This window comes from Rufibacter ruber (genome assembly GCF_014138425.1).
In the GTDB taxonomy this organism is placed as follows: Bacteria; Bacteroidota; Bacteroidia; order Cytophagales; family Hymenobacteraceae; genus Nibribacter; species Nibribacter ruber_C.
Genome location: NZ_JACJIQ010000006.1, coordinates 181,318 through 199,873, shown reverse-complemented (window position 1 = coordinate 199,873; position 18,556 = coordinate 181,318). Strand labels below are relative to the sequence as shown.

General features: G+C 50.8%; 12 protein-coding genes. 10 read left to right on the top strand and 2 right to left on the bottom strand.

The window, feature by feature from the left end:
• Positions 1 to 451 precede the first annotated feature (451 nt).
• Positions 452 to 2,245 carry a mechanosensitive ion channel family protein gene (locus FHS90_RS09075; protein ID WP_182512804.1) on the top strand — a complete coding sequence of 598 codons (1,794 nt, stop codon included), beginning with the start codon at positions 452 to 454 and terminating at the stop codon, positions 2,243 to 2,245.
• 388 nt (positions 2,246 to 2,633) lie between these two features.
• Positions 2,634 to 3,554 (top strand): hypothetical protein, encoded by a 921-nt coding sequence (locus FHS90_RS09070; RefSeq protein WP_182512803.1) that lies wholly within the window; start codon positions 2,634 to 2,636, stop codon positions 3,552 to 3,554.
• Positions 3,555 to 4,188: 634 nt separating this feature from the next.
• On the opposite strand, the gene FHS90_RS09065 is transcribed toward FHS90_RS09070, so the two are convergent.
• The gene (locus FHS90_RS09065; protein ID WP_220483029.1) at positions 4,189 to 4,611 is read right to left on the bottom strand and encodes a hypothetical protein; all 423 of its coding nucleotides are present in this window, start codon (positions 4,609 to 4,611) and stop codon (positions 4,189 to 4,191) included.
• Positions 4,612 to 5,058: 447 nt separating this feature from the next.
• Between FHS90_RS09065 and FHS90_RS09060 the strand changes: the two genes are divergently transcribed.
• From FHS90_RS09060 to FHS90_RS09050, 3 genes are all read left to right on the top strand, one after another.
• Positions 5,059 to 5,901 (top strand): alpha/beta fold hydrolase, encoded by an 843-nt coding sequence (locus FHS90_RS09060; protein ID WP_182512802.1) that lies wholly within the window; start codon positions 5,059 to 5,061, stop codon positions 5,899 to 5,901.
• Positions 5,902 to 6,235: 334 nt separating this feature from the next.
• Positions 6,236 to 7,660 carry an erythromycin esterase family protein gene (locus FHS90_RS09055; RefSeq protein ID WP_246386813.1) on the top strand — a complete coding sequence of 475 codons (1,425 nt, stop codon included), beginning with the start codon at positions 6,236 to 6,238 and terminating at the stop codon, positions 7,658 to 7,660.
• A 1,126-nt stretch (positions 7,661 to 8,786) separates the two neighbouring features.
• On the top strand, positions 8,787 to 9,893 hold the full coding sequence (locus tag FHS90_RS09050; protein ID WP_246386810.1) for an MFS transporter: 1,107 nt from the start codon (positions 8,787 to 8,789) through the stop codon (positions 9,891 to 9,893).
• A 403-nt stretch (positions 9,894 to 10,296) separates the two neighbouring features.
• On the opposite strand, the gene ggt is transcribed toward FHS90_RS09050, so the two are convergent.
• Positions 10,297 to 11,988 (bottom strand): gamma-glutamyltransferase, encoded by a 1,692-nt coding sequence (gene ggt, locus FHS90_RS09045; protein ID WP_343049640.1) that lies wholly within the window; start codon positions 11,986 to 11,988, stop codon positions 10,297 to 10,299.
• Between the two features lie 21 nt (positions 11,989 to 12,009).
• On the opposite strand from ggt, the gene FHS90_RS09040 reads away from it, so the two are divergent.
• The 5 genes from FHS90_RS09040 to FHS90_RS09020 all read left to right on the top strand — a co-directional run bounded on the left by FHS90_RS09040 (position 12,010) and on the right by FHS90_RS09020 (position 18,541).
• The gene (locus FHS90_RS09040; protein WP_182512800.1) at positions 12,010 to 12,573 is read left to right on the top strand and encodes a hypothetical protein; all 564 of its coding nucleotides are present in this window, start codon (positions 12,010 to 12,012) and stop codon (positions 12,571 to 12,573) included.
• A 1,078-nt stretch (positions 12,574 to 13,651) separates the two neighbouring features.
• Positions 13,652 to 14,722, top strand: coding sequence for a chemotaxis protein CheB (locus FHS90_RS09035; RefSeq protein WP_182512799.1), 1,071 nt, complete (start codon positions 13,652 to 13,654; stop codon positions 14,720 to 14,722).
• Between the two features lie 333 nt (positions 14,723 to 15,055).
• On the top strand, positions 15,056 to 15,421 hold the full coding sequence (locus FHS90_RS09030; protein WP_182512798.1) for a DUF4260 domain-containing protein: 366 nt from the start codon (positions 15,056 to 15,058) through the stop codon (positions 15,419 to 15,421).
• A 310-nt stretch (positions 15,422 to 15,731) separates the two neighbouring features.
• Complete coding sequence (locus tag FHS90_RS09025) at positions 15,732 to 17,687, top strand: AbiJ-related protein (RefSeq protein WP_182512797.1); 1,956 nt, start codon at positions 15,732 to 15,734, stop codon at positions 17,685 to 17,687.
• 2 nt (positions 17,688 to 17,689) lie between these two features.
• A complete protein-coding gene (locus tag FHS90_RS09020; RefSeq protein ID WP_182512796.1) occupies positions 17,690 to 18,541 on the top strand; it encodes an HNH endonuclease in 852 nt (283 codons plus the stop codon).
• The last annotated feature ends 15 nt before the right edge of the window (positions 18,542 to 18,556 follow it).

Here is an 18,556-nt window from a genome sequence, read left to right as displayed (position 1 = left end):
ACGCAGACCCAGGCGCACGCTTGCGTCATGCCAGGGTGAGTCACGGACCATTTCGATAGAAAAAGAAAAAATCTCATCATTTTTCTCCTCCGCTGGGTGAAGGACGGGAGGTACCTCTGGTGTCAGGCAAGCCGACGAGTAAGTGACGGAAGGGCGGCACTAACGGGCAGCGGGTGGCTGATTTCTCTGGACAGGATTTTCTGTTTCCGGGCTGTTTTTGAAAAAACAGCCCGGAAACAGAAAACAGTCTCTGTCGCGCTGAACCCCAGGAAAGAGGGGGAGCGCCCAAAGGAATTCCCCCTGGACGGATGCCTTTGCCATTGACCGCGGGGCCATGACAGAATACCTTTCGGCAAAAGCCACGTAATTTAAGGGGGCGGCGGCCGGTGAGGCCCTTGGTGGGCACCCGGTTTCTGACAGTAGCCGGATTTAAGTTAGTCAATAGTCATTCATGAAAGACCTAGTGCATTCCCTTTCTTCTTTCAAATTGGTTCAAATACAAGGTAGATCACTGCGGTGGGCGCTTTTGCTCTGGCTTTGCGCGACAGCGGTATTGCCCGCCCGGGCGCAGGAGGCAACCGCAGACTCTACGGTGGCAGCGGCACTGCCCGATTGGCCGCAGGACTCCCTGGGCCGGAGCACCCCCAGAGGAACGGTGCAGGGGTTTATCAAGGCCATATCTGAGGAAAACTATGAGAAGGCAGCCCTCTTCCTGAACCTGGACAGCACCCTGCAACAGCCCCAGCAGGGGCCTAAGCTGGCGCACGCCCTGCAGCGCCTGTTAGACCAGGGCGGGGAAATAGTGCCGTATTCCCTCATCAGTGACGCGTACACCGGCCGCGTAGATGACAACCTGGGCCCCAACCTGGAACGGGTGGGCACCGCCTCTGTCAACGGTGAGACTTTTGACCTGTTCCTGGAGAAGATAGAGGGCCCAGAGGGTGGACCCCTCTGGCTGTTTTCGTCACAGACGGTGCAGCGTATTCCTGTTATCATTGAACAGGCCTCTAAGCCGTTGGTAGACAAGGTGCTGCCGGGCGTGGTGGTGGAGAATAAGTGGGAGGGGGTGCCCATTGGCCACTGGCTGGCGCTACTGCTGCTGGCTGCCCTGGCCTATGTGGTGGCGTGGCTGCTGGTGCGGCTGGTGGTGTATCTGCTCAAACTGGGCTGGCGCAATGCCCGCAAGGAACACATTGCCGGCCTGATCAGGGCGTTTACCCTGCCCATACAGCTGTATCTGGCGGTCTGGCTCTTTGTGTGGGTAGGGCAGCAGGCCGGCATCTCCATTATTGTGCGGCAGAAGTTCAGCCAGATTACGGTGCTGGTGGGCATGGTGGCCATTCTGCTGCTGCTGTGGCGCCTCTTAGACGTCATGTCCCAGTTTCTGGAGCGGCGCCTCACCCGGCGCGGGAACATGGCCGGGCTGTCGGCGGTGTTGTTCCTGCGGCGCGGCCTGAAGATAGCCGTGGTGGTGTTTGGGGTGATTGCCCTGCTGGGCACGCTGGGGTTTGACGTGACCACGGGGCTGGCGGCGCTGGGGATAGGCGGTATTGCGCTGGCGCTGGGCGCGCAGAAAACCGTGGAGAACTTTGTGGGCAGCGTGACCCTCATTGCCGACCAGCCCATACGCGTGGGCGACTTCTGCAAGGTGGGTGAGACGGTGGGCACGGTAGAGCAGATTGGCATGCGCTCTACCCGTATCAGAACCAATGACCGCACGGTGGTGACTATCCCTAACGGTGACTTTTCTTCGCAGCGTATTGAGAACTTCGCCCACCGGGACCGCATCTGGTTTCACCCCACCTTTGGCATACGCTGTGACACCAGCCCTGAGCAGATCAGGTACCTGCTGGTAGAACTGAGGAGCATTCTGTACGCGCACCCCAAGATTGACCCGGAGAGTGCCCGGGTGCGGTTTGTGGGCGTGGGGGCGTCTTCCTTTAACCTGGAGGTGTTCAGCTATGTGCTCACCCGGGACTTCGGGGAGTTTCTGGAGGTGCAGGAAGACCTGCTCTTGCGCATGCTGGAGGTGATTGACAGCAGCGGCTCTGGGTTGGCGTTCCCGTCGCAGACCCTCTACCTGGGGCGCGACTCCGGAAAATCTGAAGAGAAAACGCAGGCGGCAGAGGAGCAGGTACGGCAGTGGCGCCAGGACAACGACCTGCCTCTGCCCAAGTTCAAGCCTGAGCGCATTCAGGAACTCCGCAACACCATTCCGTATCCGCCTGAAGGCAGCAACGCCTAGGCTGTTTTGGGGCTGTTTTCAGAAAAACAGCCCCAAAACAGCTCGTGGGTCAAACCAAGACGCGTTCTGTTCCTTTCCTTGGCGAAGGGTTCCGGCAGTATGGTTTCCAGGCCAGGTAGTTCTTTGCAGGCACGTTTTTCAGCGAAGGATGGCACGCAATATTCTTTGAAAAGGACTTGCCCCAAGCAATAGCAAACGTTACTTATAGGCAGTTTTTCAAAAACGGGTTGCGAATGCCTTCCGGTAATATTGGAAAATAGAAAACTGTCATCTGTGAGATAAAACCGTAACCTATTTCGTTTCTTTATTTAACATATTTATAAAGATGGTTTGCTAGAAGTTTGCAGTGAAAACAGTACTTTGGTCCCAATTTATGACCACTGCTTCTATGAAAAAATCTGCATTTTCTTCTGTGTTTGGCTTCTTGTTTTTAGTGATTTTTATGGGCTGTTCAGATGACAAAGAGGAGCCTGCACCTGTTTCCCCTGAACCTATTGTAGCGCCGGTATATGCCTGTAAATTACTAAAAGAGCAGGTCACCAACGGTACGCCCGGTCAGCCTCACCAACGTGAAATCCAGTACGTGAACGGGCAGGTGACCCAGATCACAGAAGTAGCCACGGTCAATTCACAGACGTCCGCCACTGCTTTCAGGTTTGACTATGACGGGCAGGGGCATATACGTACCACCACCATTCCAGATGCCCAGGGCCTTCCGGCTCAGGTATTCGTGTTTGACTATAATTCTGACGGCTTGGTGCAAAAAGTCTCCTGGTTCAACAAAACTCAAAACCCGGGTGCGGCGGCTCCTATGCTGTACTCAGAGCGCGATTTCACTTATAACTCTGCCAAGCAGCTGGTCAGGAGCAAGCACTGGCTGGTCACGGGCCAAACGCCGTTGTTGCTCAATGATTATCTATTCACCTACAATGCCAAAGGCAATCTAACCAATTCCCAGGAATACCGGGTACTGGCTTATCAAGGCAACACCATACAGAATGACATTGTGCTCAAACTCGCGTTTACCCATGATGACAAGGTGAACCCCAATTATGAAAACAAATTCCTGAACGCCTTGCCCCCTGGTCTGGTGCTACTCAATCTTTCCCCTAACAACGTACTCACCACAGTAGCAGAATCTACGCTGGAAGGAACTCAGAAAGGACCTGGTGCCTCTTTCAATCCGGCCCCGTATAATTACACCCGAACCTATACGTACACCTACACTTCAGAAAACAGACCGGCTACGCAAACATCTTCGCAAGGGAGTGTGCGTACGTATACCTACTCCTGTGAGAAGGTGAAATGACAGGTGCCCCTTATCTGGTTTTTACAGGGTTAGTTTTGGGTTTCAATAAGCCAGAATCTACTCTTTTCTGTAAATCAAGACCAAAGTAAACTGTACAAACTTATCGTTTAAGCTCTGTGCGGTTTGAGAGCGGTTATTAACCTGATCTTCTGGAAATGTCTTTTAAACATTAGTTCCAATAGACACTTACGCCAGACAAACCCTTTCAGTATAACTGAAGCAGAAAACGCGAAACAGGTTCAAAGAAAGCAAGTGTTTTCGGGCTGTTTTCAGGAAAACAGCCCGAAAACAGAAGAGAACTTTCCCCCCTTGTTGTTATGCGATCACGTCTGGTCTTTCCCCCGAGAGCTCAAGAATCAAATCCCTTTGCCCAGATTGTTGTGGTAAGGCCGCATTTTGTGCCCGGCAGGAAGAACGGTAAGGGCGTTTTTAGAAGGGAATGGTGCCTGTTTTGTTTTGGGGCTGTTTTTTCTAAAACAGCCCCAAAACAAAACAGGCAATGCCTTCGCCGGTACGGCGAAAACATTGCCTGGATATAAGTAGAATAGTGACCTGGAAGCTGTTTGGGTTTTCTTTTTAAGTCACTGGCGCAAGAGCCTCCCATGGCCGAGACCGGGAAACTTTAAACAGCTTTCTAGTCATTGTCGTCTTTGATGCCAAGCCGGGCCTGGGCTTTGTCTTCTGTGCGCTCCCAGGAGGTTTTTAGCTCTTGCCATTCCTGTCTGGTTTTCTCATCCCAGGTAGAGCTTTTGGCCTCCAGTTCTGCTTCGCGGCGCTTGTAGTCGGCTTTCAGCTCCCGCCATTCCTGTTCGGTGGCGGTTTCGGCTTTGGCGGTTTTGTCCTGAACCCAGGAAGAGAACTGGTTGAATTCGTTTTCGGTCTCATTGCCGGCTTCGCTTAGTTCATGAGAGGCTTCCTCCCCGGCGGCATCCAACTCGGTTTGGGCTTCATTGACTTCCACGCTGGCATCGTTTTTCTCCTGCTGGGTGCAGGCGGGTAAGAAAGAGAAGAAGGCAAGGCCTGCCCCAAGGGTATAGAGTTTCAAAGAAGTTTTCATAGGGATCTTGGTTGCTATAGGTATTTGTACGGTACTACCTGAAAAATGATATATTCAGAAACGAAGGTATCTCCTCTTAAGACCCTGGAACTGCGGCGGGCCCAGACGCAGGGTGAGCCAGGTCTTCAGCCGATAAAAAGTTAGCCCGGCCCGTTGGATTGAAGTAAAAGGGATACGCCTGCATAGGCCGTCACCGCTGTATGTTTTGTAAACCGCCGCGGGCAGGAGCAGGGGAGCGGTGAAAAAAACGTTGAGCGGTATGGCTAGAGAAGGAGGGGAATAGGTAGCAGAGAATCTGGGGGAGGGAATGAAAACATGGGATTGCGGTTGCGGTCCTTATCCTTGCCCGGCCAGAATCCGTATGAACCAGACCGGTTTTGCGTAGCTGAAGCATGATGCAGCCATGGGAATTGCCGAAACGACCCCAGACAACGACCGCCACTCACTATGAAGGTGCATATAGACAACAAAGACACAAAGCTTTTTACCAGTATTCAGGCCAAACCAGGAAAGGAAACCATTGTCTTGCTGCATGGTGGCCCGGGGGTGCCTGACGGAATGACGTACCTGGTGGAGTTCCTGAGCCGTGACTTTCAAGTGATCACCTTTCACCAGCGTGGCACCCAGAAGTCCCCCACCAGCGGGCACGATTACTCCATGAAGGCGTACCTCTCAGACCTCACCCGCATTGCCGACTTCTTAAAAGTAAAGAAATTTCACTTGTTTGGGCACAGCTGGGGCGGATTGTATGCCCAACTGTACGCAGAGCAGCACCCGGAGCGCCTCCAAAGCCTGTTCCTCTGCAGTCCGGCCTCCGGCACGGGCACCCAGTGGAAAGACACCCTGCTGGAGATTGCCCGCTACAACAAAGCCAAAACCACCACGCTGGAGTGGCTCAACATGAACATGCAGGCGGGGCTGGGGCTGTTGGGCAGTGACAGCGGGTACAAACACTTCTTCTGGCAGGCGCTGGAGAATTTCAGCCGGGGTTTCAAGGAATCCCACCCCGAGAAATTTGAGGTGGAGTGCATCAGGGCCGAGGCTATCAACCAAACCCTCAAGCAGATAGTGGCGGCGCCAGAGCTGCCGGTGTTCGCCCACCCTGCCTATGACGTGACCATTGCCTACGGCGACCAGGACATTATTGGCGACAGCAAAAAACACGTGCTGCAGCGGTTCCCTACCGCAAAAGTGCACACCATTCCGGGCAGCGGCCATATTCCGTGGTCCCACAACCAGAAAGCCTTTGTGAAGGTGTTGCAGGAGCATTACGGCATTAAAGCGGTTTAATACCTGCGGCATACCGTTTTGTCTTCTTTGTGCCGTTTTGGGGCTGTTTTCTGAAAAACAGCCCCAAAACGGAAAATACGCAACGCCTCCTCTATAAGCCTTCGGTAAATACCCAAATCCAGTGCTGGTACTAACCAATCTACTGCAGGGGCGTACCTCTTGGGGTGGTTTTGGTCTGAGAATGATGCAGATAGGGTGACAAACAGCACCTTGTTTTCAGCGGAAGCGGCCTGACCCTGTCTGCAAGTTGATTCAGGCAGGAAAAGACATGGTCTTTCCGCTTGCGTTGGTTTTGCATTTAAACAGGTAGTGGAATAGGTAAAGAAGGAGGCGCATGAGACGTAGTAAAAGACATAGCGGTTGGCAATTCCTGTGGGCAATGCTGTGCCTGTTCACTTTTGCCTGCAAGCAAACCCCTCAGCAGGAAGTGGCGGGGCAGAGCAGGAGAGACCCACCTGCCGGTAGGGCTGGCAAAACGGTCACGCTCACCATTCCCCACCACCCGCTCCGGACGGAGCAGGACCTGGAGGTGCTGCTGCAGCAGATAGGAGACGCCCGGGTGGTCTTGCTGGGCGAAGCCTCGCACGGCACCGCTGAGTATTATACCTGGCGGGCGGCTATCACCAAACGGCTCATGCAGGAGAAAGGCTTTGACTTTGTGGCCGTTGAAGGGGAGTGGGCCGATTCATACCGCGTTAACCAGTTCATCAAAGGCCCGCGCAAAGACAGTGCCGCCGCCGTGGCGCTGCTGGAGCAGTACAACCGCTGGCCCACCTGGATGTGGGGCAACTACGAGGTGGCCTCGCTGGTGCACTGGCTCAATGCGGTGAACCAGGGCAAACCCTCAGACCAGAAAGCAGGCTTCTTTGGGCTGGACGTCTACTGTCTCTGGGAGTCTATGACCGAGCTCCTGCCGTATGTGAAGAACAACCCTGACCTGGTGAAGGCGGCGCGGCAGGTGCACCGGTGTTTCCAGCCGTACAGTGCAGACGCCATGCAATACGCAGAGGCCGTGGCCAATGCCTCGGCCAACTGCCGAGCCGAGACCAGCCGGCTCTGGCGGGAGATTCAGCAGCAGAGTCAAAACGAAGGGAATACCAAAAGTGAGGCCCAGTTTGTAGCCGAGCAGAATGCGCTGGTAGCCCTGAACGGCGAACGGTACTACCGGGCCGCCGTGACCAGTAATTCTGAATCATGGAACATCAGGGACCGGCACATGATGCAGACCCTGCAGCGCCTGCTGGAGTTTCACGGGCCTGAGGCAAAAGCCATTGTCTGGGAGCACAATACCCACGTGGGCGATGCCCGCTACACAGACATGGCTGATAGGGGCGAGGTGAACGTGGGGCAGCTGGTACGCAAGGAATATGGCGAAGAGCAGGTGTTTGCCGTTGGGTTTGGCTCTTACCAAGGCACCGTGATTGCCGCCAGCCGGTGGGGCGCCCCCTACCAAACCATGGAGGTTCCCCCGGCGGTACCGGGCAGCTGGGAGCAGATCCTGCACCAGTTAAGCCCCACAGATAAAATCATCTTCTCCAAAGACCTCGTGGCCAATAAAGCCCTGAATCGGCCGGTAGGCCACCGGGCCATTGGGGTGGTGTATGACCCCAAGCTGGAGCATCTGGGCAACTATGTACCCTCTGTCCTCCCTAAACGGTATGATGCGTTTATCTTCCTTGACAAAACCCGCGCCTTGCACCCCATAGAGCGTATCACCGTCCGGAATGAACCGCCAGATTTGTATCCGTCTGGAACGTAGAGAGGTTGATCATTTCTTTTGTAGAGACCAGGCACCGCCTTGTCTCCCACGCTGTTCTGATCTTATTTCTGGTGGTATTTCAAAAATAGAGGCATAGTAGGTGGAGGTTAGTAAAGATTGTGACGCATACCAGATGATTCCCCTCTTGGGAGGGGTAGGGAGTGGTTTTGACGCAATACTGGTATTGTGCCAAGGATATGGTGTGGCCAGCGCAAAGAGACGAGGCGGTGCCTGGTCTCTTTGCGCTTGGTCATCCTGAACATTCTTTACGCGGGAGCCGAAAAGAGCTGGCGTAGCTACCGAAGGATCTAACGAAGACACTTGCTCCCGCCACCGTTCCTGCCTAAAGGCATTTTAATTTTCCCCCTGCTGAGGTTCTTCAGGTTTCTCCTTGCTGATCAACCTAACCCAAAGAATCAAAAAGCCCCTGACTCGCCGCCACTCAGACAGGAGGGGCTTCGTTCAAAGTTTCCACCACGCTGCCGTCCTCTGTTGCATTGCTTCTGTGGCCACTGCAGTTTTGAACCGTCTGTCCGTGCTCCCGCTAAGCTCCTCGGCGCCTTCGGCTTCTGCTTCGCCCGCTCCCGCAGGCACTGGGAAGGAGGTTGGGGCTGCGGGAGTTCACCAATACAACTGAAAGGTGCCATTGGTAGAGCTTCCGTTGCGTTTTGGGGCTTTTTCCAGAAAAACAGCCCCAAAACGCAAAGCGCTCATCTTACTTTTCTGCGTTGGCCTTACTATGGCGCGGAAGTTACTTTAATGCCTGGTACTCTTTCTGGTTGTCCCCCTTTGAAGGGGGTGAGGGGGGGGCCAAGGCCGGAGAAAAGACAAATTTAAACAGGCTCTTAAGCAGATAAAATGGTAATACGGTTGCTTTGAATTTTCTGACGAACAGGAGAATTAAGCTTTTGAACTGGTCTTTAAAGCAGAAGAAATACTTGTCTACTTGATAGGACGCTGGGGAATGAAAACTGACAAAGAATACCACTTCTCCTTCATAGGATCATTTCCTGATGAAAGGAAGCAGGAGCCACTCAGAAAAATCTTTTTTCAATTGCGTACAGAATATACGTATTTGCGTCCTTCATTCTAGACAATGCTGTCATTTAACCAACAGAGGGTTGCGTTGAGCCTCTTCTTTTTCCTGTCAGGATTTAATTTTTCCAGCTGGACCTCCCGCATTCCCACCATTAAATCTGCCCTGGATCTGAATGAGGCCGAACTGGGGTCGGTGCTGTTGAGCATGCCCATCAGTTCGTTGATCGGGTTGCCGTTGTCTGGTTGGCTGGTGTCAAAATTTGAAACCAGGAAGCCCTTGGCCGTGGGGTTCCTGCTGAATTCTGTCATGCTGGCTTTTATAGGGCTGGCTCCTTCGCCCGTGGCGCTGGTGGCGGTGTTGTTTATGTTCTCGCTGAGCATGCGGGTGTTCAACATTGCCATCAACACCCAGGCCATTACCCTGCAGAAGCAGACAGATAAGAAAATCAACGGCTCGTTTCACGGGCTGTGGAGCACCGGCGGCATTGTGGGCATTGCGTTCACCACCCTGCTGGTTTCGTTGAAAGTGGAGATGGTACCGCACCTGCTGATAGTTTCTGCCATTTCGTTGGTTGCCACGGTGGTGGCGTACCAATATCTGCTGCGCCATGATGTGGCCCCGGCCAAAAGCAAAGTGAGGTTTGGGAAACCAGACCCGTTCATTCTCTACCTGGGGCTGCTGGTCTTCTTTTCAGCGGTGTGCGAAGGCGGCATGTTTGACTGGAGCGGGATCTACTTTCAGGAGGTGGTGGGCGAGGAGGTGTTTACCGCCGGCTACCTCATCTTTATGTCGTTCATGGCCTTGTCCCGGTTTATCTCAGACAAAATCATTGATGCCCTGGGCGTGCCCACCACCTATGTGTTCAGCGCGTTTCTAATTTTTACAGGGATCATGCTGGCCATTCTGTTCCCCACGTTCTGGCCGGCCATGATCGGTTTTTCCATGGTGGGTTTCGGGACGGCCTCGGTGATTCCCATGACGTACGTGCTGGCCGGCACCTCAGACAAGTACACCCCCGGCATGGCCATCTCCCTCATTGTGACCTTCGGGATTGTGGGGATGCTCATTGGCCCGCCCATGATTGGGTACCTGGCCCACGCCTTCAGCCTGAAAGTCTCGTTCATCTCTTTTGCCGTGGCTGGGTTGATGTTGATTCCCATTTCTAAGTTGTTTTTTAAGATGCAGAACCGTTAGGTTTTGGTGCAGTTTACCCTTTCCTGTTTTCGGCCTGTTTTTCAGAAAACAGGCCGAAAACGCAATTGCGGTGTTTTTTCCTTGGGGTGTGGGGGAGCGGTGGCTATTGGCGCAGACGCTCGCAGGTCCTCCGGACGCTACGAGGTCTTTTGAGCAGGCGGTGATGCGGTGGCAGGTGCATTGAACCCACCTCTGCCCCTCCGAGGAGGGGAGTGATCAGGTATGCGTGACCGGCTGGTGTAAACATCCCCCTTCGCCCCCTTCAAAGGGGGAGTATCAACTGGAGTATATTTCCTATATATGTTTATGACGCCACACATTTAAATCATTCATAAGAGCTATGTGTCTTCAGCTGAAATAATATGTTAAATATATTCAGCGGGAAAGCTAAAAAAAATTAATTCTAAAACCCCGCCGCCGCGTCATCGCCTCTGGGGTCAGCGCCGCCTTCCAACGTGCCGTCTGGCAGTACCAGAATACCGGCTGCCCGCCCGATGCCTCCCGTTTTAGGGGCAATCTTGTGGCCTTTGAACCACAGGCCTAACCCAGTTCCAAAACCCAGCGCACCCCATTCAGACAGAATCCAGTTGGGTTTCCATTGGTGGTGGAAGCGGCCGGCGTTCACGGCGCCCTGAATGGTGTGGCCGTGCACCGTCACGTTCTGGATGATCTGGAACACGGTGGTGATGATGGTGGAGCCGCCCATGGCGCCAATGACCAGGAACAGCTGCCCGTCTTTCTCCAGAATAGTGGGGGTCATGGAAGAGAGCATGCGCTTGCCGGGTTCAATGGCGTTGGCCTCCTCGCCCACCAGGCCGTAGCTGTTGGGTACGCCGGGCTTCACACTGAAGTCATCCATCTCGTTGTTGAGCAGAAAGCCGGCCCCGGCCACAAACACCTTATTCCCGAAGCTGCTGTTCAAGGTGGTGGTCACGGAGACGGCGTTCCCCTGCGGGTCTACAATGGAATAGTGGGTGGTGTGCATGGGTTCCGCCAGGGGCGGCGTGCCGGGAGATACCTGCTCACTGGGCGTGGCTTTCTGGAGGGAAAAGCCTCTCAGGCGGCTTTTGATGTAGCTGGTGTCCAGGAGGCCGTACACGGGCATGTCAAAAAAGTCGGTGTCCCCGAAGTGCTTGGAACGGTCTGCGTACACGCGCCGCTCTGCCTCTACCATGAAATGGGCGGTTTTGACGGTGTTCCAGCCCCACTCGCGCAACGGATAGTCTTGAGACAGGGTCAGGAGCTGGATGAGCGCAATGCCGCCGCTGGAGGGTGGGGGCATGGCCGTGATCTGGTACTCGCCCACGTTGGCCACCAGCGGGGTGCGCCAGACGGCGTGGTAGTCAGTGAGGTCTTGCTGGGTGATAATGCCTTTGCCGCGTTTCATCTCTTCTACCAACAGCCGGGCGGTGGCCCCGGCGTAGAACCCGTCACGGCCCTGGTCTCTGATGCGCTCCAGCGTGCGGGCCAGGTCGGGAAGGCGCAGGGTATCGCCTTCGCGCCAGCGGTCTTTCAGGATAAAGTCGGGCCGGCGGGTGTTGTAGGCCAGGAAGTTTTTGCGCTGCCCGTTCAGTTTCTTCGCCTCTTTCTGGGTCAGCGGAAAGCCCTTGGCCGCCAGCGCAATGGCGGGCTGCACCAGTTCCCGCCACGGCAGGCGCCCGTACTTCTGGTGGGCCTGCACCATGCCGTCCACGGTGCCGGGCACCCCCGCGGCCAGGTGGCCTTTGAGGCTGAGGTTCTCAATCACTTCACCGCGGGCGTTGAGGTAGAGGTCGCGGTGGGCGGCGGCGGGGGCTTTCTCGCGGTAGTCCAGCGCGGCCACGGTGCCGTCCTGTTGCCGCAGCACCAGAAAGCCGCCTCCGCCCAGGTTGCCCGCGTCTGGGTACACCACCGCCAGGGCAAACTGCACGGCCACGGCGGCGTCTATGGCGTTTCCGCCCCGCCGCATGATGTCAGCGCCTACCTGAGAGGCCAAGGGGTGCGCTGAGACCACCATGGCGTTCTGGGTGACCAGCCCCCTGGTGTGCAGGTCTGGGTTGGCGCAGCCCACCAGCGTTAGAAGGAGGAAGAAAAAAGAGCGTTGAATTGTTGGCACGTGGAAAGCAGTAGTTGTTGTATGGTTTTACCGTTGGAAGGAGGGAGAGGTTCCGGTTCTTTTCAGGCGCGGCGAAGGAGGGGTGTTTTGGGGCTGTTTTTCAGAAAACAAGCCGGAAACGGAATGTTCCTGTCTTTCATCGTTCTGCCTGGGAGGAGGAGCGCTCGTTCCCTTGTTTTTGCAATGCGCCGTCTGCTGTTTCGCTGGTTGGGCAGGGTGTTGCTGAAAAATAGAGGGTATTGTGTGCAGGTGCCTTGGCGGTTGATGCTGTGTTTTACTGGCGGCCTGAAATGCGTGTTCTGCTGTTCTCCTGGTGTGTTGCTGATGGAATGCGTCGTTTCCTTGTCAGTGCTGTTGGATGCAGGGCCTCACTGGAGCAAATGTTTCATTTTTGCTGCTGCTGCAGATGCTGGAATGCGTAATCTGCTGTTCCCTTGGCTGTGCCGCTGCCGTAGTACCGTGATTTTAGGAATACGTGGTCTGCTGTTTTCCCTGGCTTTGGCGTTTGCTCCGGTGCGAAATCCCATTGCTGTTGCATTGTATCCGGTAAGCGCTCACGGCCGCGGGGCCTCGTCCTGGCGGTGAGCACTGCTGTTAAAACTAGGCCCTCCGGCCTTGCCGCTGGAGCGGCACCGTATTAACAGAGGCGCTCACCCCCAGGACTGGTTTAGATTCCTTTGCTGTAAGTGCTTGTGCTGTTATGTCTGCCTCTGCAGGTAAATGCTGTAGTTCCGCTAGCCTGAGACGAGCCCGTGCTGCGCACATCAGTCAGGGGCAGAAGTGCTAATTAACCCAGGTGCCACTAGCAGAAGTGTTGATTGTTCATTGTTGTTTGTTGGTTTACTTCTTGCTGCTTGTTTGCCGCTTTCTCTGGTTCAGGTTTCCAACTTGGACCTGTGGTGGCGGAAGTTTTCAGCTTCCATGGGGCGGCAGCCTCACATGACCTCTGCCCTCTTCTACACCTCTATGGCGCGGAAGTTACTTCCGTGCCTTCTAACTCCAGCTGATACTCCCGCTGATACTCCCGCTGGCGCGGGTCCCCAGACTCGTGCCTACAGATGACGGACGGTCTCTGGCTGCCCTCGCGGCACGGCTGCGAAACCAGGCATTGCTGCTTCATTCGTGCTGATTTGCGTAAGGAAAAAAAGAAAGGACTCTGAACTTAAGACTCAAGACTCAGGACTCACTCCGATACTCCCCCTTTGAAGGGGGCGAAGGGGGATGTTTACATGTGCAGATCCACGCATGGCAGATGAAGGGGCATGCATCTCATACTTGCCCCCACGCATGCCAGATAACTCCCCTCCCGGGAGGGGCAGGGGTGGGTTCAGGTATGCTTCTTGAAACACGCTCCCGCTGACCAGGGCATGTCTTGGTGCTACCAAAGGCTCGGTGCTTAGGGGCGTTTCTGGGCTGTTTTTCTGAAAACAGGCGTAAAACAGGAAGCGTCCCCTGCGTAGTACCTGCTACCATGTGCAGTGCCAAAGATGCTTTTCTGCCATAGGTGGGGCTGGCGGGCAGCGTGGCGAATGAACGCACTTTCGCCCTACCTAAAAGAAACCAACCGCAAGGGAATCAAGTAAAAAGAAACGCAAAAGAAAATACCACCGGCAGAAGGAGCACTCACCCTGGTTCCTGCTCCCGCACCACCAACCCCACCCACATGGCAACTACCAAGAAGAGCACAAAAAAGAAGCAAGACACCTTGCGCGACATTGTGGTGATAGGCGCCTCGGCGGGGGGCATTCTGGCGTTGCCGGAAATAACCAAGCACCTGCCGGCCAACTTCCCGGGAACCATCTTTGTGGTGCAGCACCTGGGCCCGTACTCTGAAAGCGTTTTGCCCCAGATCATCAATTTAAACAGTGCGTTGCCCGCCCAGTTTGCCAAAGACGGGGAGAAGTTCCTGCCCGGCAACATCTACGTGGCACCGCCAGACCACCACCTGATCTTGGAGAAGGGCACCATGGTGGTGTCTAAAGGGCCGAAGGAAAACCGGTTCAGGCCGTCTATTGACGCGCTGTTCCGGTCGGCGGCGTATGTGTATGGTAACCGGGTGGTGGGGGTGGTGCTCACCGGGTACCTGGACGATGGCACCTCGGGCCTGTGGTCTGTGCAGCGGCTGGGCGGCGTGACGGTGGTGCAGGACCCCTCTGATGCGGCCGTGCCCGACATGCCCGCCAACGCCCTGCAGTTTGTGGAGGCCGACCACGTGGTGCCGCTCGCGCAGCTGGCATCTTTGCTCACCCACCTCACCACCGAAGAGGCCCCCGCCCCGCCCAACGTTCCGCAGGACGACCTGAACCGGCTGGAGATTGAAATTGCCATTGCCCGCCATGACAACGCCTTTGAGATGGGCATCATAGACAAAGGCGAACTCACGGCCTTTACCTGCCCAGACTGCCACGGCGCGCTCACCAAGCTTATTGAGGGCAACCTCATCCGGTTCCGGTGCCACACCGGCCACGCCTACACCATCAGTTCGCTCTTAGCCGAAGTCACCGAGTCGGTGGAGAGTCTGCTCTACCAGGCCATGCGCGGGCTGGAGGAAACCAAGATGCTGCTGGAGAACATGGGCACGTACTTCACCCAGACCAAACAACCCGACGTGGCCGCCCTGTTCCAGCAGAAAGCCGAGGAGACCGGCCAGCAGGCCCGCGTGGTGCATGACTCTATCTTTGTGCATGAGAAACTAAGCGGCGATTTGCAGTTCCAGAAAAAGAAGCTCCGGTAAACGCGGAGTGCGCAGGGGGTTTTCGGGCTGTTTTTTAGAAAACAGACCGAAAACGCCTTTGAAGTTTGGGCTGGTCCGCTTCTTCCGGGGCCGTCACCAGGCCCTGAGTTTCCCGCCGGGGAAGGCAGGCAAGAGGTTGTCTGTGCAGTTTGCTGCCCCTTCCTTTCAGGGCATGTTTCCCCGCACTTGCTGGTCCGGCTCCGCCGAGGGGAAGAACTGTTTCTTTTTGGGCGCTGCCCCAGCGATAGAACGGGAAACTCCTCTTTGTTCTTATCTTGCTTCCCAACTTACCGGTGCCCAAACCGCCCGTTTTTACACACTACCCAACCCCTTATGAAACTACTCCTGACCCTGGAAGACCTGGCCAAACTGGCCGCCGCGTATGTGTGCACCCTGTACCTGGGCTATAGCTGGTGGACGTTCTTCGCGCTGTTGCTCCTGCCAGATGTAAGCATGTTGGGCTACCTGGCTGGCCCGCGGGTAGGGGCCTATGCCTATAACCTGTTCCACCACCAGGGTCTCGCGCTGCTCACGGGCACGGCCGGGTTTGCGCTAGGGCACCCCGAGCTGCAACTGGCCGGGCTGGTGCTCTTCGGGCATAGTGCCCTAGACCGCGCCCTGGGCTACGGCTTGAAATTCTCTGACAGTTTCCAGCACACGCATTCAGGGTGGATTGGAAGGCTGAGTAGCGGAGGCTAAATATAATTGATAAAGTATAAATACTTTATTCGCTAATTTAAGAGAAACGAACTAATGACGATTTTCTTTTTATATTTAATAATCGAATGATACTTCCGAAGCTGCGACGGTATGTGGTGTTAGGAATTGAGGTGGATAGAAAAATATTTGATTTTTATAAAGTTTAAGTAATTGATATGAATGTGTTTTGGGAGAGGTTAATATTTTATAAGTTTATATGTGATTTTTTATTTATACATGATTGAATCTAAGTTTTAAGAAAGGTTGATTGAATATTAATAGATGTGGCTTTTGGTGATATGTTTTAAAAATGAAGATTACAAAAAGTTTAAAATCGCTGATTTTTGAAATATTAGTTTTTGATTTCAAGCTAGTGGATGAATTGTTTTCTAGCGATATGATTATGGATTTTTTAAATGATGTATGGGATTTGAAATCAATGCCTTCAACAGATAAAAGATTTGATAATGCTTATAGGGATGTTTATCATCATATAATTAATAATGATGATTGGAATTATAGCGAACTTTTTGAGCATAGGTTAAAACTTTTAGATAATGATAGAGAATATAAGAAATTTATTGAAGCTATAATAAATCCAAAGTATAGAAAAATTGAGGATGATATAATAGTTGTTATTTTAGAACTTAACCGAACTTTAGGAAAGGAGGGTTATAAATTAGCAATTAGTGATTATTCTGAAAATGGACTTCCCATTTATAGAGTATATGAAAAGAATGATATTGATAATTTGCCTATTGATACTAAACTGAACAGTATTCCATTTTTTGTTGAAAAAAATCCTCGTGGAATGTCTAAAAGTAAGTCTTCTCATAATACCCCTGAAATTTTTCCCTCCTTTGTTGTTGTTCATAATGTAAAATGGAATGATTATGGGACTGAATCCGCTTTTTCGTTATTTTATTATGACAATAATTGCGTATGTAATTATATTGGTGAATTAAAAATCATATGTGGAGAAGAATTGTATCCAAAAAAGCACCTTCCAGATAATTTTATTAATCTGACTAGCTTGTTTTGCTCACTTGGGCAGAGTAGAAGCTATTATGATAGGATAAAATATTATTTTAAGCATGATTATGATTCAATACTTTTTTCATTAAAAGACGCTGCATTCTTTCCTCATATACAAGAGTCTTTTGAAAATAGAATTGTGTTTCGGCAATCATTAATTAGAGAGGATAAAGCTGAAAGGCTTTTGAGGGAAGTTAGAAATATCTTGAATGAAACAGAGCAATCCAATTATTATAGTTTTACATTTGTTTTCAAACCGCTATTTTCAGATATTCCAATTGATGTTGATTTTGACTTTAATACAGATGATGATATTCCAAATAGAATTATTGGATTGATAGGCAAAAACGGGACAGGGAAAACACAATTAGTTACTTCATTGCCAAATAGAATATCTAGAAAGGAAAAAGATTTTTTTAAACCAAGTATACCTTTATTTAGTAAAGTAATTGGAGTGTCCTATAGTTTATTTGATAAGTTTGATATTCCAATTAATACAGCTTCTTTTAATTACGTTTATTGTGGTTTAAGAAGTGTGGATGGAAATTTTTTACAAGAACAAGATTTGGTCGTAAGATTTCATCATTCTTGGAAGAAAATAGAAGAGCAAGAGCGGATAAATAAATGGAGAAAAATCCTTTTAAATTTTTTGGATGTAGATATTTTGAATCAATTTCTAGTTCCTAGAGAGGAAGTTAAGGTATATAAAAATAAATATGAAGTTGATGTTAAAGAGTTTAAAAGAATAAATAAAGAACTGAGCTCTGGCCAAAGTATTATGCTTTATATTATTACCGAAATCGTTGCTAATATAAGATTAGATTCTTTGTTAATATATGATGAACCTGAAACACATTTGCATCCAAATGCTATAACAATGTTAATGAGTACAATATATGAGCTTGTTGATGAATTTGAATCCTTTTGTATAATAGCAACACATTCCCCTCTTGTTATTAGAGAACTTTTCTCAAGAAATGTTTATGTTGTGGAAAGGCATGGGAATATACCTTCTGTTCGTAGGATTGGTCTAGAGTCTTTTGGTGAAAATTTATCTGTATTAACTGATGAAGTTTTTGGTAATAAAGATGTGCCTAAACATTATAAAAAAATAATTGATTATTTTGCTGCATCTGGGGAAGCTTTTGAAGATATAGTTTCTAAGTTAGAGTATGATAATATTCCATTAAGTTTAAACGCTCGCCTTTATATCTTAAGTAAACTATCCTGAATATGATAAATTTGAATTCTTATAAAGAGGATCCTTTTTCTTTTTTTGCAGAGGTTGTTGCGGGTAAGAAAAATTCTGCTCAAGATAAATACTATAAAAATAGATTGAATTCTTTGACTGAAAGTGTGAAATTGCTTTATGAAGATTATGATTTAGCTTTTCAAAATAACACTTTGCAATATTTGGAATGTTGTGGTTTTACAGGTGATGAAAAAGAAGATTTGCTAAAGCTTTATTCATTTAGAGCTAAAGCGTTTCAGGAGTTAAAGATAAAACTAACAACTATAGAAAGTAATAGGATTATTAGTACCTGTCAAAATTGTACTATAGGTGAAATAAGTTCATTTGATCATATCGTTCCAAAATCTGAATTTGCTGAGTTTGCTATTCACCCGAAGAACTTATTTCCTAGTTGTTCAAAATGTAATGAATATAAAAGTATATCTTGGAGAGATAATAATAAACGTTTGTTCTTGAATCTCTATCTTGATAAACTTCCAAAAGATCAATATTTGTTTGTTAAATTAAATTGTAGTGATTCAAAATTAGAAATAGATTTTTATATTGATAATATCAATGGAATAGATGATGAATTGTTTTCCATAATAGAATACCATTATCAAAAACTTAGGCTATGTGAGAGATTTAAGGAAAATTCAGATTTAGTAGTTACTAATTTAATTAATTCTCTTCAATCCGCAATAAAATTTTCGCCATTAGATATAATTATTAGAACATCTGATGAGCTGAGTAGGAGAAATCAAAAAGCTTTTGGTAGTAATTATTGGAGGTCTATTTTAGAGATTTCTTTAGTGAGTTTTGAGCCATTTCTGAGGCAGTTTGTATTAAAATAAGTTTGCCATTTACAA